Raw genomic sequence first — 24,385 nt, 5'->3', positions numbered from 1 at the left:
GCTGTTTGGTGCGGGCAAAGATAAGGTTGCCGGGCGTTGGGAAACAGCGTGATTTTCATAAATGACTGTTACAGCAAGAGCAAAAATCACCCCCTCACCCCAGCCCTCTCCCCCAATGGGGCAAGGGGGACAGGGAGCAGATTGGGGGCTTTTCAAAGCCTGAGTTCGACTCGATATTTCAATGTCAGTCAAAAGCCCCTCACCCCAACCCTCTCCCGGAGGGAGAGGGAGCTGACCGAGGTGTCTGGCGTTGTACATCGACCTGGAAGATCGAGTCGATTATGGATTCGGTGAATCAAGATCAGGTCGGTGCACATTTGCAGCATCCCCCAATCAGTCCCCTCTCCCTCCGGGAGAGGGTTAGGGTGAGGGGCTTTTCAGACCGGCAAATAAATCCCGAACGTATTCATCCCCCGATCACTGCGCACAAACACATCCCCGCCATGCATCAGCGCAATCGCCTTGACGATCGCCAGCCCCAACCCATGGTTATTGCCACTGTTGCTACGCGACGCATCAACCCGATAAAAGCGCTCGAACAACCGTGGCAAATGCTCACTGGCAATCGGCGAGCCGGGGTTGGCCACACCAATACTCACCTGATGCTCTTCAACCTCAATCCGCACCTCGATCACCTGACCCGCGCCGGTGTGCTGAACCGCGTTGCTCAACAGATTGATCAACGCCCGACGCAGATGCGCGACCTCGATCTGCACCAGCGCATCACCGCTGACCTGCACTTCAACCTGTGCGTCTTCAAGAATGAAATCCAGATATTCCAGCGTCGTCGCCACCTCATCCGCCAGCGAAGTGGACGTGAGTTTGGTCGCCTTGTTGCCCTGATCGGCACTGGCCAGAAACAACATGTCATTGATGATTGAACGCAGCCGTTCCAGCTCTTCAAGATTGGATTGCAGCACCTCGAAATAGTGTTCGGCTGAGCGCCCGCGAGTCAGCGCCACCTGCGTCTGCCCGATCAGATTGGTCAGCGGCGAGCGCAACTCGTGGGCGACATCGGCGTTGAACGATTCCAGCCGCGAGTAGGCCTGCTCGACCCGTTCCAGCGTCGAGTTGAATGAGTCGACAAACTGCTCCAGCTCCGGTGGCAGCGGTGACAAACGCAAGCGCCCGGCGCGTAGTGGTGGCGCCAATCGCTGAGCCTCGTGGGACAGTTTGATCAACGGCTTCAAACCAATTCGGGCAACCCAATAACCCAGTGCAGAAGCCATCAGTACACCGACAATCGCCAGCCCGATCAGCGCGATCAGCAAATTGTGCTGAGTCTCATGAAACGTCTCGGTATCAATGCCGATCATGAAGCGCAGCGGCGGGCGCTGATCCTTGGCCGGCAGCTCGGTCAGCAACACTTTCAGCGGATAAGGATGGTCAGCCAACTGCAGGTCATGCATGCCCAACGGGCCTTGGGCGAAGGCGCGAATCGCGGCGTCCGGCTGACCATATTCGTAACCCGGATCACCACTCACCACCCAGAACCGAATACGTTTGTCCTCTTCGCCGAGCAGCTTCAACTTGGCGTTTATCTTCACCCAGTGCTCGGGCGTACCGAAGCGATTGAGCGCCGATTCGAGCACGCTGTAACGCGCATCCAGCTCGGCTTCCGGCAGTAATCCCAGGCCTTTGTCGACCTGCTGATACAGCGCGCCGCCGATCAACAGAAACACCAGCAGCGCCACCAAGGTGAACATGCCGCTCAGGCGCAGGGCAATGGAATTACTGGACACCACGGCTCTCCAGCACATAACCCATACCGCGAATGGTGTGCAGCAGTTTCTCGTCGAACGGCCCGTCGAGCTTGGCGCGCAGGCGTTTGATTGCCACTTCGACGACGTTGGCGTCACTGTCGAAATTGATGTCCCAGACCATCTCGGCAATCGCGGTTTTCGAAAGGATTTCACCTTGCCGGCGGGCCAACACGCTCAACAACGAGAACTCTTTAGCGGTCAGATCCAAGCGTGTGCCGGCGCGAGTGGCCTTGCGGCTGATCAGATCTATCCACAGGTCGGCAATGCTCACTTGCACCGGTTCATGGCCGCCGCTGCGACGGGTCAGCGCTTGCAGGCGCGCGACCAGTTCAAGGAAGGAAAACGGTTTGCCGAGGTAATCGTCGGCACCGTCGCGCAGGCCTTTGATGCGGTCTTCGACGCGCTCGCGGGCGGTGAGCATGATCACTGGGGTTTGCTTGCGCGCACGCAATGCGCGCAGCACGCCGAAGCCATCGAGGCCCGGCAGCATGACGTCGAGGACGATCACCGCGTAGTCGCTTTCCAGCGCCAGATGCAGGCCTTCGACGCCGTCGCGAGCCAGATCCACGGTGTAACCCTGTTCCGTCAGACCGCGGTGCAGATAGTCCGCGGTTTTTTCCTCGTCTTCGATAATCAGAACGCGCATGACCCTGCCTCAGTCTGTGGTCGCCAATGCCGGCGAGGGCATCGGTTTGGGCCGGTGGAACAGCCGCTCAAGCCACAAGTATATGACTGGAGTGGTAAACAACGTCAGCATCTGGCTGACCAGCAAACCGCCCACCACCGCGATGCCCAGCGGTTGGCGCAGTTCGGCGCCGGTGCCGTAACCGAGCATCAGCGGCAGCGCGCCAAGCAGGGCGGCGAGGGTGGTCATGATGATCGGCCGGAACCGCGTGATGCATGCTTCGAAAATCGCATCCTGCGGCGACAGGCCTCGGTGGCGCTGCGCTTCGAGCGCGAAGTCGATCATCAGGATGCCGTTCTTCTTGACGATACCGATCAGCAACACCAGGCCGATCAAGGCCATGATCGAAAAGTCCTGACCGCAGATCCACAGCATGATCACCGCACCCAAACCCGCCGCCGGCAACGTCGAAATGATCGTCAGCGGATGTACGAAGCTTTCATAAAGCACGCCAAGAATGATGTACACCGCCACCAGTGCCGCGAGAATCAGCCACGGCTGACTGGCCAGCGAACTCTGGAACGCCTGCGCTGCACCCTGGAAATTGCCGCTGATCGCTGTCGGCATGCCGATCTCGGCCTTGGCCTGATTGAGCAGAATCACCGCATCACCCAACGCCACGCCGGGCGCCAGGTTGAACGACAGGTTGGCCGCCGGGAACATCCCGTCGTGGGCAATCGACAACGGGCCAATGGTCGGCGCGTCGAATTTGGCCAGCGCCGACAGCGGCACCATCTCGCCACTCAGTGGCGAACGCAGGTAGAAATAGTTGAGGCTTTCGGCCTTGCCGCGTTGTTTGGTGTCCAGCTCCAGAATCACGTTGTACTGATTGACCTGAGTCTGGAATTCGTTGATCTGCCGCTGGCCGAAGGCGTCGTACAACGCCTCGTCAACATCGCTGGCGGTCAGGCCGAAACGGGCGGCGGCGCTGCGGTCGATGCTGATATGGGTGATGCTGCCGCCCAGTTGCAGGTCGTTGGAAATGTCGCGGAACGCCGGGTTGCTGCGCAGTTTTTCGGTGAGGCGTTGCGTCCATGTGGCGAGGGTCGCGCCGTCGTTACTCTTCAGCACGTATTGGTACTGCGCACGGCTCGGGCCAGAGCTGAGGTTGATGTCTTGCCCTGCGCGCAGATAGAGAACGATGCCGGGGACTTTCATCAGCTGTGGGCGGATGCGGTCGATAAACTGGCTGGCGCTGACGTCGCGGTCGCCGCGTTTTTTCAGGGCGATCCAGAAGCGGCCGTTGGCGATGGTCTGGTTACTGCCGGAGACACCCACCGAGTGGGAAAACGCCTGCACCGCCGGGTCGGCGGCGACGATTTCGGCCATGGCCAAGTGTTTTTTCACCATGTCGCCGTAGGAAATATCCGCAGCTGCTTCAGTGGTGCCGAGGACGAAACCGGTGTCCTGCACCGGGAAGAAACCTTTGGGGATAAAGATGTAACCGCCGATGGCCAGCGCCAGCGACAGACCGAACACGCCAATCATCAATTTCTGATGGGCGAGGGCGCGACGCAGACCTTTCTCGTACCAGCCGAGCAAACGTTCGCTGAAGCCCGGTTTTGTGTGGGCGTGGTGCACCGGTTTGCGCATGAACAGCGCCGCCAGCGTCGGCGCGAGGGTCAGCGACACCACCACGGAAATCATGATGGTCGAGGTCGCGGTCAGGGCGAATTCCTTGAACAGTCGCCCGACCACACCGCCCATGAACAGCAGCGGAATGAATGCCGCCACCAGCGAGAAACTGATCGAGACCACGGTAAAGCCAATCTCGCCGGCGCCCTTGATCGCCGCTTTGCGCATGTCGTCGCCGGCCTCCAGATGGCGGTGGATGTTTTCCACCACCACAATCGCGTCGTCGACGACGAAGCCGACCGCGACGACGATCGCCACCAGCGTCAGGTTGTTCAGGCTGAAACCGAGGAGGTACATCAGGGCGAAACTGGCGATCAGCGACACGCCGAGAACGGCCGAAACAATCAGGGTTGCCGACAATTGGCGCAAGAACAGCGCCATCACCGCGACCACCAGCAGGATCGCGATCAACAGGGTGATCTCGACTTCATGCAGCGAGGCACGAATGGTCTGGGTGCGGTCGATCAAGGTCTTCACCTGCACCGACGCCGGCAGCATCGCTTCGAGGCCGGGCAGGGCGGCTTGAATACGGTCCACGGTTTCAACGATGTTGGCGCCGGGCTGGCGCGAGATCACCAGGTTCACACCGGGTTGGTCACCGGCCCACGCTTGCACGTAGGCATCTTCCGAACCGTTGACGACTTTGGCGACATCGCGCAGGTGAACCGGGGCGCCATCCTTGTAGGAAACGATGAGCTGGCTGTAGTCCTCGGGATGGAACAACTGGTCGTTGGTCGACAGTGTGGAAATGCTCGATTCGCCGTACAGCGCACCTTTGGCGAGGTTGAGGCTGGTCTGCTGGATCGCCAGTCGGATGTCGGCGAGGGTCAGGCCGATCGCCGCGAGTTTGTCCGCCGAGGCTTGTACGCGGATCGCCGGACGTTGCTGACCGGTGATGTTGATTTGGCCTACGCCGTCGATCTGGCTGATCTGACGCGAGAGCAGGGTTTCCACCAGGTCGCTGAGTTCGGTGCCGGGCATCTGCGTCGAGCTGACGCTGAGGATCAGCACCGGGCTGTCGGCCGGGTTGACCTTCTTCCACGTTGGCAGCGTCGGCATGTCCTTGGGCAGTTTGCCGGCGGCGGTGTTGATCGCCGCCTGGACTTCCTGCGCGGCGGTGTCGATGCTTTTATCGAGGGTGAACTGCAGGGTCAAAAGGCTGGAGCCCAAGGCACTGCTGGAGGTCATCTGGGTCATGCCGGGGATGGCGCTGAATTGCACCTCCAGCGGCGTGGCCACGGACGAGGCCATGGTGTCGGGGCTGGCGCCGGGCAACTGCGCGGAAACCTGAATCGTCGGAAATTCCGCTTCCGGCAGTGGGGCGATTGGCAGGCGCGGGAAGGCAATCGCGCCGACCAGCACCAGCGCGATGGTCAGCAGAATCGTCGCGACCGGGTGATCGATGCACCACGTGGAGACGCCTTTGTGCGCCTTCATGGTTTCGGCTCCGCTTGCACCACCTGCGCCGGTTCGGTCATGACTTGCACCGTGGAGCCCGGTTTAAGCCGCGACTGGCCATCGGTGACCAGCACGTCACCGGCCTTCACGCCTTTGATGATGTCCTGGCCGCTGCCTTGATAAACCATCTGCACTTGCACGGCTTCGACCTTGTCGCCGTTCACCCGGTAAACGAAGTGTTGGTCGAGACCGCGTTGTACGACTGTCGGCGGGACGACCAGCGCATCTTTGTCGAGGGCTGTCTGAATTTTTACCGTGACCAGCAGACCGGGCCAGAGCTTCTGGCTGGCGTTGGCGAATTCGGCCTTGGCGCGGATGGTGCCAGTGTTGGCGTTGACCTGGTTGTCGATCAGGGTCAGATGCCCTTCGCCGAGCAGGTTGCCGGTTTCGCCGTCGGTGTCGGCGCCGATGTAGGCCTTGACTGATGCGCGCTGCGGATCGGTGATCAGGCCTTGCAGGGTCGGCAGCATTTGCTGCGGCAGGGAGAATTCGACGGCGATCGGGTCGATCTGGGTGACGGTGAACAGGCCGGTGGTGTCGGTCATGCGCAGGAAGTTGCCTTCGTCGACTGTGCGAATACCGACGCGGCCGGTGACCGGGGAGCGGATCTGTGTGTAGGAAAGTTGTACCTGCGCCGCGTCAATCGACGCCTGGTTGCCTTGGGCGGTGGCTTTGAGTTGGTTGACCAAGGCTTGTTGCTGGTCGTAGGTCTGTTTCGAGATGCCGTCGTCGACGGTGAGCAGTTTGTAGCGTTTGAGGTTGACCAGGGCGACTTGCAGTTGCGCCTGGCTTTCGCCCAGTTGGGCGCGGGCCTGGTCGAGGCTGGCGCGGATGGAGCGGTCGTCGATGGTGGCCAGCAGGTCGCCTGTTTTGACGAGTTGGCCTTCTTTGACGAGGATTTTGGTGAGGGTGCCGTCTATTTGTGGGCGCACTACGACGCTGTGTAATGAGAGTACGGAGCCGATGCCGCTGGTGTAGCGGGGGACGTCTTTTTCGCTGACCGCTATGACTCGCACGGGGATGGCGGTGGGCGTGGCGAGTTTGGTCGGGGCGGGTTTCAGGGCGTACCACAGACCTGCGCCTGCGAGGACGATCAATAGGGTGGCGAGCAGGGCTTTGTTCTTTTGGATTCGCATGCGGGGTGGGCGCCGGACGGAGTTTGGGCAGGGTTGTTGTCTTTATAAACCTGTCTGCGGGTCAGTAGGGTGACGGCTAGCTGTCAGCGCTGTCAGTTTCGTTGGGTGCATATCCGTTGCTGCGGTAACGGCGGCTTAGGGTTCCGCCCTTACGGCGGGTCACTTTTTCCAGACGCCGAAAAAGTAACCAAAAAGGCTTGCTCCTGCGTGCGGCCCGCTCGCTGGGGCTCGGGGTTCCTTCGCTGCGGGATCGATCCGGGCGCAGCGCCTACGGTTTGCTTCGCTGCACCTCCTCTCGCTGTGTTTGGCTTCGCCAAACGGTCGCTGCGCTCCCACGCCCGGATCAATCCCTCCACTCAGCCTTCCGACGTCGCCTTACAGATCAAGAGCTGCAGCCGAGCTAACGCTCATCCTGTTGAGTGGTGAGGAGCACAGCGTGCTGGGCTTTGATTCTGTGGTGGGGCTGCCCCTCACCCCAGCCCTCTCCCGAGGGAGAGGGAGCCGATTTGTGAGCTTTTCAGAATCTGAGTTCAACGCGGTATCGCACGTCGGCGTAGCTCTCCCAAACACCACGATCAGTCCCCTCTCCCTCCGGGAGAGGGCTAGGGTGAGGGGCTTTTGATCTGTTTCAAAACCTGAGTTCAACACGGTATCGCACGTCGGCGTAGCTCTCCCAAACACCACGATCAGTCCCCTCTCCCTCCGGGAGAGGGCTAGGGTGAGGGGCTTTTGATCTGTTTCAAAACCTGAGTTCAACACGGTATCGCACGTCGGCGTAGCTCTGCCAAACACCCCGATCAGTCCCCTCTCCCTCTGGGAGAGGGCTAGGGTGAGGGTTGGCTTTTGGCTGTTTAAATTTGTGTCAAATAACCAGAACCTTCCCACAATGTTTTCAGGTTGTCCGTCGGACGTGCGCTCTCTAGTCTTTGGCTGTCGCCGAAAACTCGGTGATCGGGTGTGAGAACCCGGGCTAAGTATTATTCCAATACCAGTACCGTCATAATCGGCGCCAGCTGATTGCTGCCTACATTTTTATGGCGGCTATGTACGGGCGGACTTCGGTCCGGCCGGAGGTTGTACTGGTCCTTGCCCGGTTTCTCACCCCGTACGTAGCTGCCACCCAATTCGCCGCGTGAGAAACGGTAATTGTTGGCTCCAATCAGTGAGGACTGAGTAAATGACTAAGCCCGTACCCGATCCACCCATCGATCCCACCACCCCACTCGAAGACGCCATCCGCGCCGACGACCAGATCAAAACCCGCGAAGCCATCAAGCGCGCTCTCGATTTCTACCTCTGCCCCGAACCGGTCAAACCGCGTCAGCCCAGTACGATGTTCCTCATCCACCCGAACATCGACACCGAAAGCCTGCTGGCCCACGCCTGCGAATCACTGGCTTCAGCCAATGTCATGGCCGCTGATCTGGCTGATCAGCTCAGTCGCCCGCAGCGCAGTACGGCGCTGGCGATCCAGCAGATCGTCATGCTCGCCGAGCTGGCGGTAAACCGGGCGCTGGATCGGGTTGATCCGCAGACTTAATTCGTTCGAACACCGCGTCATCGTTCTTCGCGAGCAGGCTCGCTTCTACAAGGGGATCGCACTCCAAATGTAGGTGTGAGCCTGTTCGCGATGGCGATTGGTCTGTGGCCGCTGTCTCTGGAAATATTCTCAAGGTTGATAAGTCCCAAAAAGGGACCTATCGTTCCCTTTTTGGGACTCTTTGGCCTTCACAGTGGAAACTATCTCTCTAAGCGAAGCGCTGTTTACCACCACTCAACAAAAAGTGTTGGGTCTGCTGTTCGGTAAGCCTGACCAGACTTTCTATGCCAATGAGATCGCGCGCTGGGCGTGTGTTGGCAAAGGCAGTCTCATGCGTGAACTCGACCGTCTGCAGCGAGCCGGCGTGTTGCGCATGACAAGGGTGGGCAATCAGAACCATTACCAGGCCAATCCCACCTGTCCCATCTATGCCGAACTACTGGGTATCGCCCGCAAGACGTTTGGTATCGCCGAGCCTCTGCGTCAGGCATTGCAGCCATTTACCGAGCAGATCACCTGGGCGTTTGTCTATGGCTCCATCGCCAAGGACACAGCAAACACACTCAGTGACATTGATCTCATGCTGATCGGCGAAGGCCTGCACTACAGTGACGTCATGGAACGGCTCATGCCCATGGAGGAGCAATTGGGTCGTCCCATCAACCCGACGCTTTACACCCCGCAAGACTGGGCGGCGAAACTGGCTGCGCACAACAGCTTTGTCGTGCGGGTGGTGCAGCAGGAAAAAATCGATCTGTTAGGGGCAAACCCTTTGGAGTCCAAGGATGGGCAGCAACGAGAGTCTGGAGAATCTTCTACGTAGCGGTGGGCTGAAAGCGGAGCCGCCGGATCGCAAGGAGTGCGAGGGCTTGATGCGCTCGGCCGTGGATCGGCTCAAGGATGCGCAAACTTCTACGTTGTCTTTTTCCAGCCGTTTCGACTTGGCTTATAACGCAGCGCACGCGTTGGCGCTGACGGCGCTTCGATTGAGTGGCTATCGATCGGATAAACGCTATCTGGTCTTTCAGTGTCTGGTGCATACGGCGCATATCAGCAAGGTTCAGGTGCGATTGTTCGCGTTGTGTCATGAGCGGCGCAATCTCGCGGAATACGAAGGGTATATGGATGAGGATGACGCGCTTCTGGCGCAGTTGTTGGAAAGCGCCTCGCAATTGTTGAGTAACGTCCAGCAACGAATGAACTGACATCCGGTACGGCTTGCGATCCTGACTAATCTCTTAAAGATCCGCCTCTATGAGCGGATACAGCTTGTATGGCTCAGGCTGCGCGCGGCCCAAATCTCTCTGGGCCGTCCACTTCGGGAGTGTCTTGAAATGAAGCTGAAAACCGCTCTGCCATCTGTACTCCTCTTGCTTCCACTCACTACGTTTGCAGCGCCGGCCAGTCAATCCGGCGAGATCCGCTTTACCGGGCAAATCGTTGATTCGGGCTGTCAGGTCGGACCGGTCGGGGCGTTTGCGTCTCGTGAGTCTCGCCAGATCGAAATCAAGCCCGGCGTGAAAGTCGATGTCGACACCGATCGCAACGCTTGCAGTCATCAGTCGCTGCCGATTTCCATGCGCTACGAAGCGCTGAAGACCTCGACCGACAAAGGCATCGTTACCATCACTTACCTGTAAACCGTTCGGCGTGCGCTGCAAAATCTTCAGGTGCCGAGTCAAGGCGCACAGGTATACTGCGCGCCTTCGCGGCTCACTGATCGGGCCCGACTTTTTGCTTTCCGGAGCTTTTATGACTTCCCCGACCCTGCCGCCGGTTGACGACGCTGTGAGCGATGTCCCGGCTGAACTGGCCGAAACCAGCGATACCAAAGCCGAAATCCCGGCGTTCAAATTTCCGTTCAAGCCGGGCGAGCTGGCCTCTGCCAAAGGCTCGAACCAGCCGTGGTACAAGAACGGCGCCAAGAACGGCCACACCAAGACCCCGGGCATGGCGCCGCCGGGCACCCGTCGTTCGATGGGCAAACGCTGAGTTTTAATCCCGCCTGCGCTCAACGCGGCGATTGATACTGCCTGTGCCGGACCTTTCGCTGGCTTGCCAGCGATGAGGCCCGGGCGGACGCTAAAGAATCTGGATCAAGCCGCCCGCAGCGAAATAAACGCATACGTCTGCGCCGGTTCAGTCACCACCTGTGCCCCAGCGGCCAACACTTGCCCGGCCACATCATCCCCGGACACATGAAACACCCACTCACTCGGTGCCGTCGTCAGCGGTTGCGCAGTGACCTGATCAATCACTGCTGCAAACGCGCTCATATTCGGCAAATACGCGGTAAACCCGTCACCCTTCAGCGCTGTGGTACGAATCCCGAGCATCGCGCAAATCGCATCCTTGATGCCGATGTCATCCCGATCCGCCTGGCGCGAGCGTTGAATCAATTCCACCAGTTCCTGATCCACCAACTCACCGCCGGCAATCAACACCGGCCCCTGTTCCCAGGACTCCGGCGGGCAGTCCTTGGCCGCAGGATTGAGCGGGATATGCGGGTTGATTTCCGCCGGATAAATGCGACATACCAGCGGCCGCCGCTCGTAGATCCGGCACAGCTTGTCTTCGTCAAGATTCCGGCAGGGGCCGACGTTGTACGCGGCAAAGGTGATCGCCACATGGGCGTCTGTCGCGCCGCTGCGAACGACCACCGAACGTCGTTCGGCATGTTCCCGCTGCTGCGCCGGCAAACCCAGGCCATTACCAAGAAAGGCCTCGACCAGCACGATCACCTGACCGCCATCCGCCGCCCACATGCGGGCTTCGGCCAGGGTCAGCGGGACATGGTGATCGGTGCAGCATTTGCCGCAGCCTACGCAGGAAAACGTCGTATTCATTGAGCGATCTGTCTTCAATCAGGGTGTGAAACGGTGGCGGAAAACCACCGCACAGACGCGGATCGAAGCAAGTTATGCGCCACTCACTGGGATTTGGCGCTCGGACGGATCGAGTCCCACTCGGTGACGAAGGCGGTTTTCGACTGTTTGTTGTACAGACACAGTTCGGTGCCTTGCTGGCCTTTCATGTGTTTTTGTGGGTACTGGCCTTGCAGCAGAACGGCGGTGTAGCCGACGCGGTCATCGAATTGTGCGGGGGTGCCGACGGGTTTGGCGTTTTTCAGGCCACTGGCTTTGGTGCAACTGGCGAGTACTGTTTTGTCGTAAGCGGCCCAGGCGTCGGGGCTGGAGGCGTGGGCCTGGGAGGTGAGGGCGGTGAGGCAGAGCAGGCTTAAGGTGATGGCTTTCATGGGGGGCATCCTTGGTCGTGGGTGGCCAAGGTTGGAGTCTGCCTGAGTGTTAGAAGTTGCCTGTGCCGGCCCTTTCGCGAGCAGGCTCGCTCCCACAGTTTGAAATGCATTCCAGGGTGGGAGCGAGCCTGCTCGCGAAGACGGTCGATCAGTCCGGCACCAGCTCGCGGCGGACCACATACATCCCGGCACTTTCATACAAGCGCTGCGCCCGCCGGTTGTCTTCCAGCACCTTCAGATCAACAAACCCTTCGCGCCGTTGCTGAAACACCTTGAATGCATTGAACAGCAACGCCCGACCCAGTCCGCGACCCTGCATGCGCGGATGCACCACCAGATTCTTGATATAGGCGCTGGTCCAGCATTGCGCCACGCCGACGACAGCTTCGCCATCGCGGGCAATGAAACACAGCGTCGGATCATATTCAGGATCGGTTTCGAACTGCTGCTGCCAGGCGTCCAGCGCTGGCACCCGGCCGCCGCCTTCGCGATAACCGAGTTGCATCAAATGATGCACGTCCGCCGCCAGTTCGACGGAGTACGTGCACAGTTCAATGTCTTGTGGCCAAGGTGCATCCGGCGCGTCCTTACCGAGGTCGCGCCGCATCAAAAAACAATACGTCTCGGCCAAGACTCAGTGCCCGTGGGCGGCGACGTGTTTGGCCGCTTCGATCAGGCAGTGGGTCAGTTCCGGCGAGGAGAACTTGGTCAGCACGCCGTTCGCCCCGGCCAGCCGCGCTTTTTCGCTGTTCATCGCGCTGTCGAGCGAGGTGTGCAGCAGCACGTACAGATGGGCGAAGTCCGGCGTTTCACGCAGGGTGCGGGTGAAGGCGTACCCGTCCATCTCGGACATCTCGATGTCGGAAACGATCAGGTTGATCTGCTGCGCCGTGCCTTGCAGGTCGAGCAGGCAGTCGATGGCTTCCTTGGCGCTGCGTGCGGTGTGGCATTGCAGGCCGAGGTTGCGCAGGGTGTGCACCGATTGCTGCAGCGCCACCTGGCTGTCGTCGACCACCAGAATGCGTGCGTTGCCGAGCACATCAGCGTCTTCCATGCTCAGGTCGGTCGGGGCCATTTCGATCTGTGCCGGAGCGATGCTGTGGATAACCTTTTCGATGTCCAGCACCTGCACCAGCGTGCCGTCCACCGAGGTTACGCCAGTGATGTAGGCGCGCGAGCCGCCGGAGCCGAACGGCGGTGGTTTGATGTCGGTGGTCAGGCAGTGAACGATTTTGCTCACCGCCTGCACGTGCAGGCCCTGCTTCGAGCGGCTGACGTCGGTGACGATCAGGCAGCCGCCGTTCGGGTCTTCCAGCGGGCGCTCGCCGATGGCACGGCTGAGATCGATGACCGACAGCGAGGCGCCGCGCAACGTGGCGATGCCTTTCACGTGCGGGTGCGACTCCGGCAGTTTGGTCAGCGGCGGGCAGGGAATGATTTCACTGACTTTCAGCAGGTTGATCGCCATCAGCTTGCCGCTGCGCAAGGTAAACAGCAGAAGCGAAAGTGAGTCTGCGCGGGCTTTGGTGGAGGACATATGAACCTTCTGTGGAAAGGTGGTGGGCGAGGGTGGAAATCGCCAGAAACTATTGATGCCGGGTTATCGGCGTCAAAAGGTTGGGCTTTAGGTTAGTTGTCGGGTGGCGTGCAGATCAAAAGCCAAAGCCAAAGCCCCTCACCCCAGCCCTCTCCCCGAGGGAGAGGGGGCCGATTGGGGAATATTGTAGTAATTCACCGACCTGAACCTGCTCTGCCGAGTCCATAATCGCCTCGATGTTTCAGGTCGGCGTATTACGCAAAACACCTCGGTCAGTCCCCTCTCCCTCTGGGAGAGGGCTAGGGTGAGGGTGTGCTTTTAGCTCTTCATGCCTAGTCGTTTGGCCATGCGCCCAAGATTCGCCCGATCCAGCCCCAACTCCCGCGCCGCACTCGCCCAGTTATCCTGATTACGCTCCAGCGCAGCACTGATCAAACGCCGCTGATACTGCTCGGTCGCACTGCGCAAATCCCCACTGATCAATGGCATCTCAGCCACGACACCGGCAACAGCCTCAACCGAGTTATCCACAACCTCGCGCGGTAAATCCAGATCCGCCGCGCTCAAACTGAGAATCTTCGGCCGCACCTTGCAATTGCCTAACGCCTTCAACGCACTGCGGCCGATCAAGTGCTCAAGCTCGCGCACGTTGCCCGGCCAAGTGTAGGCGAGCAGCGCTTCCTGGGCGTCGCTGTTCAGGCGCAGGCTGTTGAGGCCGATGCGCGAGCGGTTCTGTTCGAGGAAAAAACCGCTGAGCAACAACACGTCGCGGCCGCGATCACGCAGCGCCGGCACGCGCAGCGGGTAGACGCTGAGGCGATGATAGAAGTCGGCACGATAGCGACCGCTGCGCACTTCTTCGGCCAGGTCGCGATTGGTCGCGGCAATCAGGCGCACATCGACCTGATGCTCCTTGTCCGAGCCCAAACGTTGTAACTGGCCGCTCTGCAAAACACGCAGCAATTTCGCCTGCACGGTCAGCGACAACTCGCCGACCTCATCGAGAAACAGCGTGCCGCCATTGGCCAGTTCGAACTTGCCGCGACGGTCGCTGGTGGCACCGGTGAAGGCGCCGCGCACGTGGCCGAACAGTTCGCTTTCGACCAGCGTATCCGGCAGTGCGGCGCAGTTGAGGCTGATGATCGGTTTGTCGGCGCGCGGTGACGCGGCGTGGATCGCTTGGGCGACCAGTTCTTTGCCGACCCCGGTTTCGCCGGTGATCAACACGGTCAGATCGCTGCCGCCGACCAGATTGATTTCTTCTACTAACTTCTTCAGCGTCTTGCTCTGGCCGATCATTTCGCGGTTCTGCTGGCCGCTGGCCTGACGATAGACCTCGGCGCGCTGATGTTCATCTTCTGCGCGATTGGCCAGGCGTTGAATGCGTTCGGCGGCGTTGACCGTGGCCGAGGCGAGGCTGGCGAAAGCTTGCAAGGCATCGAGTTCGATCGGCTCGAAACGCTCGGGATCGAGGGCGTCGAGGGTGATCAAGCCCCAGAGCTTTTCATCGACGAATAAAGGACAGCCGAGGCAATCGTGAACTTCCAGATGCTCGTCGAGGCCGTCGACCAAACCGTCATAAGGATCAGGCAAGTCGCTGTCGGCGGCGAACCGCGTGGGTCCGGCGCCGCTGAGGAGTATTTCGAAGCGCGGGTGTTCGCTGACCTTGAAGCGCCGGCCGAGGGTGTCGGCGCTTAAACCGTCCACCGCCAGCGGCACCAGCGATTCGCCGTCGAGGCGCAATAACGCCGCCGCATCGCAGGGCAGCAGGGCGCGCATGGCTTCGAGCAAACGTCGATAACGCTCGCCCTCGGGCAATTCGCGGGACAGGTCGGAGACGAGAGGGAGCAGGGCGGTGAGCAGGGATTTGGCGGTCATGGTCTTGTAGTCAAAGAGACAAGATGTAGTCTGGATGACTATAAAGCTCTTTGAGTCTTTATGACTACGATATTCTCAAACTATTGATTTTTATGGATAAATAAGTTGGCACGGAACCTGATAATCCTAAGGTAACTTTTCAAGAAAGCTCAGGAGTCATGCTTATGCTTAGCGTCCAGGATCGTGCCATCGTCAAATCCACCGTGCCTCTGCTGGAAAGCGGCGGTGAAGCGCTGATCACTCACTTCTACCGCATGATGCTCTCTGAATACCCGGAAGTTCGCCCGCTGTTCAACCAGGCGCACCAGGCCAGCGGTGACCAGCCACGGGCCTTGGCTAACGGCGTATTGATGTATGCGCGGCACATCGATCAGCTCGACCAGTTGGGCGATCTGGTGGCGAAAATCATCAACAAGCACGTCGCCCTGCAGATCCTCCCGGAACATTACCCGATTGTCGGTGCCTGCCTGCTGCGGGCGATTTCCGAAGTGCTCGGCGAAGAGATCGCCACCCCGGAAGTGATGAGCGCCTGGGGTGCGGCCTACGGCCAATTGGCGGACATTCTGATAGGCGCCGAAACCGCGATCTACGACCAGAAAGAACAAGCCGTCGGCGGCTGGCGCGGTGCGCGGGAGTTCATCGTCGCGGCCAAGGTCGAGGAGAGCGCGGAAATCATTTCGTTCTACTTCGAGCCGGCAGACAAAGGCCCGATTCTGGCCGCCGAACCGGGCCAGTACATCGGCATGAAGCTGATCCTCGACGGTGAAGAAATCCGCCGCAATTACTCGTTGTCGGCCCTGGCGAATAACGGTCAGTACCGCATCAGCGTCAAACGCGAACCGGGTGGCCGGGCGTCCAACCACTTGCACGATCAACTGCAGGTCGGCGCGAGCATTCAACTGTTTCCGCCATCGGGGGAGTTCACCTTGACTGCAAGCGATAAGCCACTGGTGCTGATCAGCGGTGGTGTCGGCATCACGCCGACTCTGGCGATGCTTGAAGCGGCGCTGGAAACCGAGCGTCCGGTGCACTTTATTCACTGCGCGCGTAATGGCAGCGTGCATGCGTTCCGTGACTGGATTGATGATCTGGCTGAGCGTCATCCGCAACTCAAGCGGTTTTACTGCTACGCCGAAGATGACGGTGTCAGTCCGGCGGCGGACAAGGTCGGGATGCTCGATCAGGCACTGCTTGGCGAATGGTTGCCGCAGCAGCGTGATGTCGATGCTTACTTCCTTGGGCCGAAGGGTTTCATGGGCGCGATCAAACGGCATTTGAAAGCGTTGGGTGTGCCGGAAAAGCAGAGCCGTTATGAGTTCTTCGGGCCGGCTTCGGCTTTGGAATAATCCAGAACCGAGTCACCTTCATTCGCGAGCAGGCTCGCTCCCACAGGATCTTTGTTTGACGCAGATCCAATGTGGGAGCGAGCTTGCTCGCGAAGGCCGTTATGCGGTCTGAATTTGTGAAATATGATCCAAGGTTAATGGTTCCTTAACCGCTTTATCGTTTATTCCCCCGGTGTAAACTTGCGACAACTTTCAGCCGCGAGCCGGTTGAACCATGGACATATAAGGGAAACGCGATGAGCGAGGAAACGATTCGACTGGGACGTGAGCGGCGCTTTCTGGTGCTGCTGGGCATCATCTGCCTGGCACTGATCGGCGGTGCGCTGTACATGCAGATCGTGCTCGGCGAAGCACCGTGCCCACTGTGCATTTTGCAGCGCTATGCGTTGCTGCTGATCGCGCTGTTCGCGTTTATCGGCGCGGCCATGCGGACCAAGCGCAGCATCACCGTGTTCGAAGTGCTGGTGGTGATTTGTGCGATTGCCGGGGCCGGTGTGGCCGGGCATCACGTGTACACCCAGTTCTATCCGGCGGTGAGCTGCGGCATCGATGTGCTGCAGCCGATTGTCGATGATCTGCCGCTGGCGAAGATCTTCCCGCTGGGCTTCCAGGTCGACGGTTTCTGCTCGACGCCGTACCCGCCGATCCTCGGTCTGTCGCTGGCACAGTGGGCGCTGGTGGCGTTCGTGCTGGTGGTGATCCTGGTGCCGCTGCTGACCTCGCGTAACCGAAAAGCACTGCGCTGAGTCAACTATTCGGCAGTCTGGCCGATACAGAAAACGCCTCGATTTGCGGATCAGCCAATCGGGGCGTTTTGCATTTCAGAGTGTTTGTGAAAACACCGTGACGGACGGCAAGGCAGGGTGCGGCAGGTGTGCGACATGTTGTCACACGCGCCGTGTCGCAGGGCTCCTCAGTGACGCGGAATCGGCCGTTGTTACAAAAAAGGATTGGTCTGATTCGGGGTTTTTCGGCTTTAGCACGCGAGTGCCAGAGCAGGCAGTTTTAACAAGCGCTGGCAGATGGCTAAAAGCCTTGGGTTATCGGGCTTTGCGCTGTTCCAGCGTTCGGAAAAAGCCTTCAGAGCTGTCTGAACTGACGCGGGTACACCTACATTTTTTGGTGTTTTAGTTGAGAATTGATTTCGATAAGATGCGGAACTTTTGCAAAAATGGCGATGGATTGTTGCTCGAACGGATAAAAATTATTTCGGGATAAGACATGGTGTATAGGGCGCTACCTATCTACAATCGCCCGCACTGAATTCCCGGCACTGTTCAGCCTTTATTAAGGAGGCGAGCAGGAAGTCGGGTGTCGAGTGAGTCGAAAGGCTTTCAAGACACCCAGGTGTCGGTGCCTTCCAACTTTCCGCACCAAATGGAATTGGTCTGTAACAAGGCCTTTGACCACGAATTCGAATAAGAACTGACCGCTGTCCCAGGTTTTGTCGAGCGTCTGACGCGCGACGGGCGGCCCTTATTCAATCCAAAGAAAATGCCAACCCTTGGCAGGGTGAAGTGTTGGCGATCAAAACCCAACTGCATTGCGCAAGCTGCTTTAGAGGTCGTGAGATGAGTAAAAACAGGTACCCCAGATTACTAGGCCTAGTGCCGCTGCTCGGCACGTTGTTGCTGGGAGGCTGCAACATGACCTTGCTCAATCCAACGGGCCAGGTTGGCCTGGAACAGCGAAACCTGATCATCACCGCGACCCTGCTGATGCTGTTGGTCGTCGTGCCGGTTATCGTCATGACCTTCCTGTTCGCCTGGAAGTACCGCGCGTCGAACAAGAACGCCGTCTACACCCCGAAATGGTCGCACTCGACCAAAATCGAAGTGGCAGTCTGGACCATCCCGGTCCTGATCATCATTGCCCTGGGTTACATCACCTACATTTCGACCCACGAACTGGACCCGTATCGTCCGATCCAGTCCGACGTCAAGCCTGTGACCATCGAAGTGGTCGCGCTGGACTGGAAGTGGCTGTTCATCTACCCGGAACAAGGCATTGCCACGGTCAACAAGATCGTGTTCCCGGCGCACACGCCAATCAACTTCAAGATCACCTCTGACGCTGTGATGAACTCGTTCTTCATCCCGGGTCTGGGCGGCCAGATCTACGCGATGGCGGGCATGCAGACCAAGCTGCACCTGATCGCTGACCGTAACGCTGAAATGGACGGTATTTCCGCCAACTACAGCGGCGCGGGTTTCACCGGTATGAAATTCAAGGCTATCTCCACCACTCAGGAAGATTTCGACGCCTGGGTAAGTGAAGTCAAGAAGTCACCTAAACAGCTTGATCAAGCTGAATACGCGGCCCTTGCCAAACCGAGCCAGAACAACCCAGTCGAGCTCTACTCCTCGGTCACGCCGAACCAGTTCCAGATCATCGTCGACAAGTACGAAGGTATGAAGCCGGGCAAGCCGCTGAAGCACGAGAAGAAAGAGAAAGAAGTGGCGGCCACGGAAATTGACTCGAGTTCGCATTCAGCTGCCGGGGCAGAGGAGTAAACGATGTTTGGTAAATTAAGTTGGGAAGCAGTCCCATTCCACGAGCCGATCGTGATGGTGACCATCGCCATGATCGCCCTCGGTGGTCTGGCGCTGTTCGCTGCAATCACCTACTTCAAGAAGTGGACCTACTTGTGGACCGAGTGGTTGACCTCGGTTGACCACAAGAAAATCGGCGTGATGTACATCATCGTCGCCATGGTCATGCTGCTGCGCGGTTTTGCCGACGCCATCATGATGCGTACCCAGTTGGCCATGGCCACCGAGGGTTCGCCTGGCTACCTGCCACCTGAACACTATGACCAGATCTTCACCGCTCACGGTGTGATCATGATCATCTTCATGGCGATGCCATTCTTCACCGGCCTGATGAACCTTGCAGTGCCGCTGCAGATCGGCGCGCGTGACGTTGCGTTCCCGTTCCTGAACTCCCTGAGCTTCTGGCTGCTGGTATCCGGCGTAGTACTGATCAACCTGTCCTTGGGCGTCGGCGAATTCGCCAAGACCGGTTGGGTTGCCTATCCACCATTGTCGGGTCTGCAATACAGCCCTGGCGTGGGTATGGACTACTACATCTGGGCGCTACAGCTATCCGGGTTAGGTACGACGCTGACGGGGGTTAACTTCCTCGCGACCGTACTGAAAATGCGTACCCCAGGCATGAAACTGATGGACATGCCGATCTTCACCTGGACCTGCACCTGGGCAAACGTTCTGATCGTGGCTTCGTTCCCGATCCTGACCGCTACCCTGGCACTGCTGACCCTTGACCGTTACATGGATTTCCACATTTTCACCAATGAACTTGGTGGCAATCCAATGATGTACGTCAACCTGTTCTGGGCGTGGGGCCACCCTGAGGTTTACATCCTGATCCTGCCGGCATTCGGCATCTTCTCGGAAGTGATCTCGGCCTTCACCGGCAAGAAACTGTTCGGCCACCACTCGATGATCTACGCCTCGGGCGCGATCTCGGTCCTGGGCTTCATGGTTTGGCTGCACCACTTCTTCACCATGGGTTCGGGTGCAAGCGTCAACGCCTTCTTCGGTCTGGCGACGATGCTGATTTCCATCCCGACGGGTGTGAAGCTATTCAACTGGCTGTTCACCATCTACCAGGGCCGTCTGCGTTTCACCAGCCAGGTTCTGTGGACTCTGGGCTTCATGGTGACCTTCGCCATCGGCGGCATGACCGGCGTACTGCTGGCCATCCCGGGTGCTGACTTCGTTCTGCACAACAGCCTGTTCGTGATTGCGCACTTCCACAACGTGATCATCGGCGGCGCGGTATTCGGTTACATCGCTGGTTTCGCGTTCTACTTCCCGAAAGCGTTCGGCTTCAAGCTGCACGAAGGCTGGGGTAAAGCAGCGTTCTGGTTCTGGATCTCGGGCTTCTTCGTCGCGTTCATGCCGCTCTATGCACTGGGCTTCATGGGCATGACCCGTCGTCTGAACGCCACCACCAACCCTGAGTGGGTACCGTACCTGTACGTTGCCATGTTCGGTGCGGTGATGATCGCTGTGGGTATTGCCTGCCAGCTGATCCAGCTCTATGTGAGCGTGCGTGACCGTAACAAGCCAGAGAACGTTTGCGATCACGGTGACCCGTGGAATGCACACACCCTGGAATGGTCGACCTCGTCGCCACCGCCGTTCTACAACTTTGCCGTGCTGCCAAAGGCTGACTGCATCGACCCGTTCACTGAAGCCAAGGAAAACGGTACTGCGTACCAGCGTCCGGCCAAGTACGAGCCGATCCACATGCCGAACAACACCGCCACTGGCGTGGTGATGGGCGCACTGTTGACCGTCTTCGGTTTCGCAATGATCTGGCACATCTGGTGGCTGGCGATCGCGAGCCTGGTAGGCACCGTCGTTTACTTCGTGATCCACGCTGCACGTGACGACCAGGGCTATATGGTTCCGGTTGAAACGATCGAGCGTATCGAAGCCGAGCAGCACAAGCGTCTGGTCGCGGCAGGGAAAATCCCGGCCGGTGCCACCCGTGTTGAAACCTCGTTGGAACAGGCTTAAACCATGTCGAATTTAGTGACCAATGTTGGACACGCCCATGGTGACCATGGGCACGATGACCATCACCACGACTCGGGCGAGATGACCGTATACGGTTTCTGGCTCTACCTGATGACCGACTGCATTCTGTTTGCGTCGATCTTCGCGGTGTACGCAGTACTGGTAAACAACGTCGCCGGTGGCCCGTCGGGCCACGACATCTTCGAACTGCCATACGTGCTGGGCGAAACCGCTCTGCTGTTGTTCAGTTCGATCACCTACGGCTTCGCCATGCTGGCGTTGTACAAAGGTAAAAAGCAGCAGGTTCTGGGCTGGTTGTTCATGACCTTCCTGCTGGGCGCAGGCTTTATCGCCATGGAGATCAACGAGTTCCACCTGCTGATCTCCGAGGGCTTCGGTCCTAGCCGTTCGGGCTTCCTGTCCGCGTTCTTCACCCTGGTCGGTACCCACGGTCTGCACGTGTCGGCGGGTCTGATCTGGATGGGCATCATGATGTACCAGGTCAACAAGCACGGCCTGACGGCGACCAACAAGACCCGTCTGAGCTGCCTGAGCCTGTTCTGGCACTTCCTGGACGTGGTGTGGATCTGCGTATTCACCGTTGTTTACCTGATGGGGACTCTGTAATGGCTAATGCACACTCCCATGACAGCCATGATGCTGGCCACGGCAGCGCAAAGTCGTACGCCATTGGCTTCATCCTGTCGGTGATCCTGACCGTGATTCCTTTCGGTCTGGTGATGTACCCGAGCCTGCCGAAGGCCACCACGCTGGCAATCGTTCTGCTGTTCGCAGTGATCCAGGTGATCGTTCACCTGTATTACTTCCTGCACCTGGACCGTTCCATTGCTCAGCGTAACAACGTGATTGCATTCGTCTTCACGGCGATCGTGATCGTGCTGCTGGTTGGCCTGTCGTTGTGGATCATGTTCAGCATCCACACGTACATGATGGCGAAGTGAGGTAGACCCGATGTCGCTCAAGCACTTTATCCAAATCACCAAACCGGGGATCATTTTCGGTAACGTGCTTTCTGTGGCAGGCGGGTTTTTCCTGGCCTCGAAAGGGCATGTGGATCTGGCGGTGTTTCTGGCTGCCATGATCGGTACATCCCTGGTTGTCGCCTCCGGTTGCGTGTTCAACAACTGCATCGACCGCGACATCGACCTGAAGATGGAACGCACCAAGAACCGGGTGCTGGTGCAGGGCTTGATCTCCCTGAAACTGGCCCTGGTCTACGCGACCATCCTTGGTGTTCTCGGCGTTGCATTGTTGTACAAGGTGGCCAATCCGTTGGCCGCTTTGTTCGCGGTCATCGGCTTCGTTATCTACGTCGGCTTCTACAGCCTGTACCTCAAGCGCAAGTCGGTTCACGGCACGCTGGTGGGCAGTCTGTCGGGCGCCATGCCGCCAGTGATCGGTTACGTTGCCGTAACCAACAGCTTCGACATGGCCGCGCTGACGTTGCTGGTGATGTTCAGCCTGTGGCAGATGCCGCATTCCTACGCCATCGCGATCTTCCGCTTCAACGATTACCTGGCCGCATCGATTCCGGTACTGCCAGTGAAGCGCGGGATTCAAGTGGCCAAGAAGCACATCCTGCTCTACATCCTGGCGTTCCTCGTGGCGACCTTGATGCTGACCTTCAGCGGTTACGCCGGCATGAGCTACCTCGCCGTCGCCGCGGCCATGGGCATGTACTGGTTGTACATGGCCTGGACCGGCTATAAGGCTGTGGATGACACGGTCTGGGCACGCAAGCTGTTCGTGTTCTCGATCTTCACCATCACTGCGTTGAGCGTCATGATGTCCCTGGACTTCAAGGTGCCCGCAGAGCTGCTGCTGACGTACGCGCCGTAAGGCTCAAAGGCTTGAAGAAAAAACCCCGCACATTGAGAGATGTGCGGGGTTTTTTGTTTATCTGGAGCCGGATTTGTTGATAGTCTGTCTGTAGGCGATTTGCCTATAGTTTGCACATGCGAACCGTATTCTTTGAAACAACGATATTTACCACAAGCGTTGGTCAGTACCTGACAGACGATGAGTACCGAGAACTGCAGGCTTATATGCAGGGCAATCCGTTGGCAGGCGATGTGATGCCCCGAACGGGTGGATTCAGAAAACTACGCTGGGCTGATGCTCGACGTGGCAAGGGCCGACGAGGCGGCTTGCGGGTCATCTATTATTGGCTTATGAATGATGGTCAGTTCTGGATGTTTGCAATTTACGACAAAGATGAGCTTGAGAATCTGACTGCCGAGCAAGAAAAGGCGCTCAAAAAAGCCATAGATAAAGAGTTGAAAACACGAGGTACCCCATGAAAAAACGCGACCTGTTTGCAGAGTTGATGCAGGGCGTTGATGAGATGGCGGCTCAACGCGAAGGAAAAATTACCCTGCGCAATACAGTGCTTGAGGACAAACCAGTCCCGGAAGTCGGAGCCCAAGAAATCGTGGCTTTGAGAGAAAAGTTACATATGTCTCAAGCCGTCTTTGCCAAGCGAATCAGGGCGAGTCCCAGCACTCTGAGAAACTGGGAGCAGGAAAAGTCAAAGCCAAATGCTCAAGCTGCTTTGTTGATCCGTTTGGTTGAAAAATTCCCTGACATGGTTGACCGCCTGAGCGCCGTTTAACGACAAAGTCATTTAAATTTAAAGCCCCATTACTTCGAAAGAGGTGTGGGGCTTTTGTTTTCCGTGACTGCGGGTTGCGGCGCAGTAACAAACCCCCTAGATTTGGATCCAACCATGACAGTGATAGCTCCTTGCCATTTGCGGTTGCCCATCTGTCTTAACCTGCGGTTCTGCTGTACTGATCATAAGGCTGGGCGAAATGACTGAGAGGATGACCTGCGACGAGCGTTTTATTGCCTTGGCCCAAGAGCTGAACTACGACATTTATGGTGAGAACACCGCCGGCGGCAATTACGCGCCGCTGATCCGTCATCATGATGAGCTGTACATCAGCGGCATGGTGCCACGCACTAACGGCAAGATTCAGTATCCGGGTCGCGTCGGACTGGAGCTGACCCTCAAGGATGCGCAAGCCGCCGCGAGCATCAGTGCGATGCGTTGCCTGGCGCTGATCGTCGATGCGGTGGGTTCGCTGGACAAGATCAAGGCATTGCTGCGGGTGACGGTGTATGTGAAGTCGACGCCGGACTTCGTTGACCTGAGCGAAGTGGCCAACGGTGCCTCGGACGTGTTCAGTCATGTGCTCGGCGATGCCGGCCGGCACACGCGCACCACAGTTGGCGTGTATCAGTTGCCGAAGAACGCGGCGATTGAAGTCGACATGATCGTGGCGTTGCATCCTTCGGCTTGAGGTTGGTTTAGCGGCTTGCCCTCACCCTAGCCCTCTCCCAGAGGGAGAGGGGACCGACCGAGGTGTCTTGCGCTATACATCGACCTGAGAGACCGAGGCGATTGTGGATTCGGCGCAGTACTTTCATTTCGGTGCATCTCTTGAATATCTCCCGATCGGCTCCCTCTCCCTCGGGAGAGGGCTGGGGTGAGGGGCGAGGATTTTCGCCTTCTTACAAATCCCAAGCCGGACAACAAAAAGCCCCGCACTGAATCTCAGTGCGGGGCTTTTTCGTACAGCGG

The 24,385-nt window shown here is 58.4% G+C and carries 24 protein-coding genes; 15 read left to right on the top strand and 9 right to left on the bottom strand.

Annotated elements, in window-relative coordinates; all coding sequences use genetic code 11:
* Positions 1-377 precede the first annotated feature (377 nt).
* From AB4N44_RS11940 to AB4N44_RS11925, 4 genes are read right to left on the bottom strand one after another with little or no spacing between them, the layout of a single operon-like run.
* Entirely contained in the window at positions 378-1,742 is a 1,365-nt protein-coding gene (locus AB4N44_RS11940) for a heavy metal sensor histidine kinase (protein WP_460108830.1), read from the bottom strand.
* Positions 1,732-2,409 carry a heavy metal response regulator transcription factor gene (locus tag AB4N44_RS11935; protein ID WP_007916978.1) on the bottom strand — a complete coding sequence of 226 codons (678 nt, stop codon included), beginning with the start codon at positions 2,407-2,409 and terminating at the stop codon, positions 1,732-1,734. The genes AB4N44_RS11940 and AB4N44_RS11935 overlap by 11 nt, the downstream gene beginning before the upstream one ends.
* A 9-nt stretch (positions 2,410-2,418) precedes the next feature.
* Positions 2,419-5,520, bottom strand: coding sequence for a multidrug efflux RND transporter permease subunit (locus tag AB4N44_RS11930; RefSeq protein ID WP_150750471.1), 3,102 nt, complete (start codon positions 5,518-5,520; stop codon positions 2,419-2,421).
* A complete protein-coding gene (locus AB4N44_RS11925; RefSeq protein WP_460108831.1) occupies positions 5,517-6,677 on the bottom strand; it encodes an efflux RND transporter periplasmic adaptor subunit in 1,161 nt (386 codons plus the stop codon). Before AB4N44_RS11925 ends, AB4N44_RS11930 begins: the two co-directional genes overlap by 4 nt.
* A gap of 1,177 nt (positions 6,678-7,854) precedes the next feature.
* Here AB4N44_RS11925 and AB4N44_RS11920 point away from each other — a divergent pair.
* The 5 genes from AB4N44_RS11920 (at position 7,855) to AB4N44_RS11900 (ending at position 10,209) form a co-directional block, all read left to right on the top strand.
* Positions 7,855-8,217: a DUF6124 family protein gene (locus tag AB4N44_RS11920; protein WP_150750469.1), complete on the top strand. Its 363-nt coding sequence runs from the start codon at positions 7,855-7,857 to the stop codon at positions 8,215-8,217.
* 193 nt (positions 8,218-8,410) lie between these two features.
* The gene (locus tag AB4N44_RS11915; protein ID WP_150750468.1) at positions 8,411-9,040 is read left to right on the top strand and encodes a nucleotidyltransferase domain-containing protein; all 630 of its coding nucleotides are present in this window, start codon (positions 8,411-8,413) and stop codon (positions 9,038-9,040) included.
* Positions 9,003-9,422 (top strand): hypothetical protein, encoded by a 420-nt coding sequence (locus tag AB4N44_RS11910; RefSeq protein WP_038362864.1) that lies wholly within the window; start codon positions 9,003-9,005, stop codon positions 9,420-9,422. Before AB4N44_RS11915 ends, AB4N44_RS11910 begins: the two co-directional genes overlap by 38 nt.
* Before the next feature lie 129 nt (positions 9,423-9,551).
* A complete protein-coding gene (locus AB4N44_RS11905) occupies positions 9,552-9,857 on the top strand; it encodes a type 1 fimbrial protein (protein WP_150774945.1) in 306 nt (101 codons plus the stop codon).
* Between the two features lie 112 nt (positions 9,858-9,969).
* Positions 9,970-10,209, top strand: coding sequence for a hypothetical protein (locus AB4N44_RS11900; protein ID WP_034156076.1), 240 nt, complete (start codon positions 9,970-9,972; stop codon positions 10,207-10,209).
* 104 nt (positions 10,210-10,313) lie between these two features.
* Here AB4N44_RS11900 and AB4N44_RS11895 read toward each other — a convergent pair whose 3' ends face one another.
* The 5 genes from AB4N44_RS11895 to norR all read right to left on the bottom strand — a co-directional run bounded on the left by AB4N44_RS11895 (position 10,314) and on the right by norR (position 14,888).
* The gene (locus tag AB4N44_RS11895) at positions 10,314-11,063 is read right to left on the bottom strand and encodes a YkgJ family cysteine cluster protein (RefSeq protein ID WP_127929695.1); all 750 of its coding nucleotides are present in this window, start codon (positions 11,061-11,063) and stop codon (positions 10,314-10,316) included.
* 83 nt (positions 11,064-11,146) lie between these two features.
* The gene (locus AB4N44_RS11890; RefSeq protein WP_460108833.1) at positions 11,147-11,473 is read right to left on the bottom strand and encodes a hypothetical protein; all 327 of its coding nucleotides are present in this window, start codon (positions 11,471-11,473) and stop codon (positions 11,147-11,149) included.
* 148 nt (positions 11,474-11,621) lie between these two features.
* Complete coding sequence (locus AB4N44_RS11885) at positions 11,622-12,080, bottom strand: GNAT family N-acetyltransferase (protein WP_160041748.1); 459 nt, start codon at positions 12,078-12,080, stop codon at positions 11,622-11,624.
* A gap of 27 nt (positions 12,081-12,107) precedes the next feature.
* Positions 12,108-13,010: a chemotaxis protein CheV gene (locus AB4N44_RS11880; RefSeq protein WP_007916955.1), complete on the bottom strand. Its 903-nt coding sequence runs from the start codon at positions 13,008-13,010 to the stop codon at positions 12,108-12,110.
* A gap of 318 nt (positions 13,011-13,328) precedes the next feature.
* Positions 13,329-14,888 (bottom strand): nitric oxide reductase transcriptional regulator NorR, encoded by a 1,560-nt coding sequence (gene norR, locus AB4N44_RS11875; RefSeq protein ID WP_460108835.1) that lies wholly within the window; start codon positions 14,886-14,888, stop codon positions 13,329-13,331.
* 164 nt (positions 14,889-15,052) lie between these two features.
* On the opposite strand from norR, the gene hmpA reads away from it, so the two are divergent.
* The 10 genes from hmpA to AB4N44_RS11825 all read left to right on the top strand — a co-directional run bounded on the left by hmpA (position 15,053) and on the right by AB4N44_RS11825 (position 24,104).
* Entirely contained in the window at positions 15,053-16,234 is a 1,182-nt protein-coding gene (gene hmpA / locus AB4N44_RS11870; RefSeq protein WP_371042833.1) for an NO-inducible flavohemoprotein, read from the top strand.
* Between the two features lie 236 nt (positions 16,235-16,470).
* Complete coding sequence (locus AB4N44_RS11865) at positions 16,471-16,980, top strand: disulfide bond formation protein B (RefSeq protein ID WP_127929690.1); 510 nt, start codon at positions 16,471-16,473, stop codon at positions 16,978-16,980.
* A gap of 825 nt (positions 16,981-17,805) precedes the next feature.
* The gene (gene cyoA, locus AB4N44_RS11860; RefSeq protein WP_007916947.1) at positions 17,806-18,747 is read left to right on the top strand and encodes a ubiquinol oxidase subunit II; all 942 of its coding nucleotides are present in this window, start codon (positions 17,806-17,808) and stop codon (positions 18,745-18,747) included.
* 3 nt (positions 18,748-18,750) lie between these two features.
* Positions 18,751-20,781, top strand: a complete 2,031-nt coding sequence (gene cyoB, locus AB4N44_RS11855; RefSeq protein ID WP_042560959.1) for a cytochrome o ubiquinol oxidase subunit I — start codon at positions 18,751-18,753, stop codon at positions 20,779-20,781.
* Positions 20,782-20,784: 3 nt separating this feature from the next.
* The gene (gene cyoC, locus AB4N44_RS11850; protein ID WP_003227982.1) at positions 20,785-21,408 is read left to right on the top strand and encodes a cytochrome o ubiquinol oxidase subunit III; all 624 of its coding nucleotides are present in this window, start codon (positions 20,785-20,787) and stop codon (positions 21,406-21,408) included.
* Positions 21,408-21,743, top strand: coding sequence for a cytochrome o ubiquinol oxidase subunit IV (cyoD, locus tag AB4N44_RS11845; RefSeq protein WP_127929689.1), 336 nt, complete (start codon positions 21,408-21,410; stop codon positions 21,741-21,743). The genes cyoC and cyoD overlap by 1 nt, the downstream gene beginning before the upstream one ends.
* A gap of 10 nt (positions 21,744-21,753) precedes the next feature.
* On the top strand, positions 21,754-22,641 hold the full coding sequence (gene cyoE / locus AB4N44_RS11840) for a heme o synthase (protein WP_053123579.1): 888 nt from the start codon (positions 21,754-21,756) through the stop codon (positions 22,639-22,641).
* A 116-nt stretch (positions 22,642-22,757) separates the two neighbouring features.
* Positions 22,758-23,102: a toxin gene (locus tag AB4N44_RS11835; RefSeq protein ID WP_127929688.1), complete on the top strand. Its 345-nt coding sequence runs from the start codon at positions 22,758-22,760 to the stop codon at positions 23,100-23,102.
* Complete coding sequence (locus AB4N44_RS11830; protein ID WP_127929687.1) at positions 23,099-23,413, top strand: helix-turn-helix domain-containing protein; 315 nt, start codon at positions 23,099-23,101, stop codon at positions 23,411-23,413. Before AB4N44_RS11835 ends, AB4N44_RS11830 begins: the two co-directional genes overlap by 4 nt.
* Before the next feature lie 199 nt (positions 23,414-23,612).
* On the top strand, positions 23,613-24,104 hold the full coding sequence (locus AB4N44_RS11825; RefSeq protein ID WP_007916938.1) for a RidA family protein: 492 nt from the start codon (positions 23,613-23,615) through the stop codon (positions 24,102-24,104).
* Positions 24,105-24,385: the final 281 nt, after the last annotated feature.

The organism is Pseudomonas sp. S3_C06, from assembly GCF_054667675.1.
Note: the sequence above shows the minus strand (reverse complement) of the source record. Positions and strands in the feature narration are given on the sequence as shown.

Coding starts and splice junctions, on each gene's coding strand:
- AB4N44_RS11935 (WP_007916978.1), bottom strand. CDS start 2,409: ATGCGCGTTCTGATTATCGAAGACGAGGAAAAAACCGCGGACTATCTG.
- AB4N44_RS11930 (WP_150750471.1), bottom strand. CDS start 5,520: ATGAAGGCGCACAAAGGCGTCTCCACGTGGTGCATCGATCACCCGGTC.
- AB4N44_RS11925 (WP_460108831.1), bottom strand. CDS start 6,677: ATGCGAATCCAAAAGAACAAAGCCCTGCTCGCCACCCTATTGATCGTC.
- AB4N44_RS11920 (WP_150750469.1), top strand. CDS start 7,855: ATGACTAAGCCCGTACCCGATCCACCCATCGATCCCACCACCCCACTC.
- AB4N44_RS11910 (WP_038362864.1), top strand. CDS start 9,003: ATGGGCAGCAACGAGAGTCTGGAGAATCTTCTACGTAGCGGTGGGCTG.
- AB4N44_RS11905 (WP_150774945.1), top strand. CDS start 9,552: ATGAAGCTGAAAACCGCTCTGCCATCTGTACTCCTCTTGCTTCCACTC.
- AB4N44_RS11900 (WP_034156076.1), top strand. CDS start 9,970: ATGACTTCCCCGACCCTGCCGCCGGTTGACGACGCTGTGAGCGATGTC.
- AB4N44_RS11895 (WP_127929695.1), bottom strand. CDS start 11,063: ATGAATACGACGTTTTCCTGCGTAGGCTGCGGCAAATGCTGCACCGAT.
- AB4N44_RS11890 (WP_460108833.1), bottom strand. CDS start 11,473: ATGAAAGCCATCACCTTAAGCCTGCTCTGCCTCACCGCCCTCACCTCC.
- AB4N44_RS11885 (WP_160041748.1), bottom strand. CDS start 12,080: ATGCGGCGCGACCTCGGTAAGGACGCGCCGGATGCACCTTGGCCACAA.
- AB4N44_RS11880 (WP_007916955.1), bottom strand. CDS start 13,010: ATGTCCTCCACCAAAGCCCGCGCAGACTCACTTTCGCTTCTGCTGTTT.
- norR (WP_460108835.1), bottom strand. CDS start 14,888: ATGACCGCCAAATCCCTGCTCACCGCCCTGCTCCCTCTCGTCTCCGAC.
- hmpA (WP_371042833.1), top strand. CDS start 15,053: ATGCTTAGCGTCCAGGATCGTGCCATCGTCAAATCCACCGTGCCTCTG.
- AB4N44_RS11865 (WP_127929690.1), top strand. CDS start 16,471: ATGAGCGAGGAAACGATTCGACTGGGACGTGAGCGGCGCTTTCTGGTG.
- cyoA (WP_007916947.1), top strand. CDS start 17,806: ATGAGTAAAAACAGGTACCCCAGATTACTAGGCCTAGTGCCGCTGCTC.
- cyoB (WP_042560959.1), top strand. CDS start 18,751: ATGTTTGGTAAATTAAGTTGGGAAGCAGTCCCATTCCACGAGCCGATC.
- cyoC (WP_003227982.1), top strand. CDS start 20,785: ATGTCGAATTTAGTGACCAATGTTGGACACGCCCATGGTGACCATGGG.
- cyoD (WP_127929689.1), top strand. CDS start 21,408: ATGGCTAATGCACACTCCCATGACAGCCATGATGCTGGCCACGGCAGC.
- cyoE (WP_053123579.1), top strand. CDS start 21,754: ATGTCGCTCAAGCACTTTATCCAAATCACCAAACCGGGGATCATTTTC.
- AB4N44_RS11835 (WP_127929688.1), top strand. CDS start 22,758: ATGCGAACCGTATTCTTTGAAACAACGATATTTACCACAAGCGTTGGT.
- AB4N44_RS11830 (WP_127929687.1), top strand. CDS start 23,099: ATGAAAAAACGCGACCTGTTTGCAGAGTTGATGCAGGGCGTTGATGAG.
- AB4N44_RS11825 (WP_007916938.1), top strand. CDS start 23,613: ATGACTGAGAGGATGACCTGCGACGAGCGTTTTATTGCCTTGGCCCAA.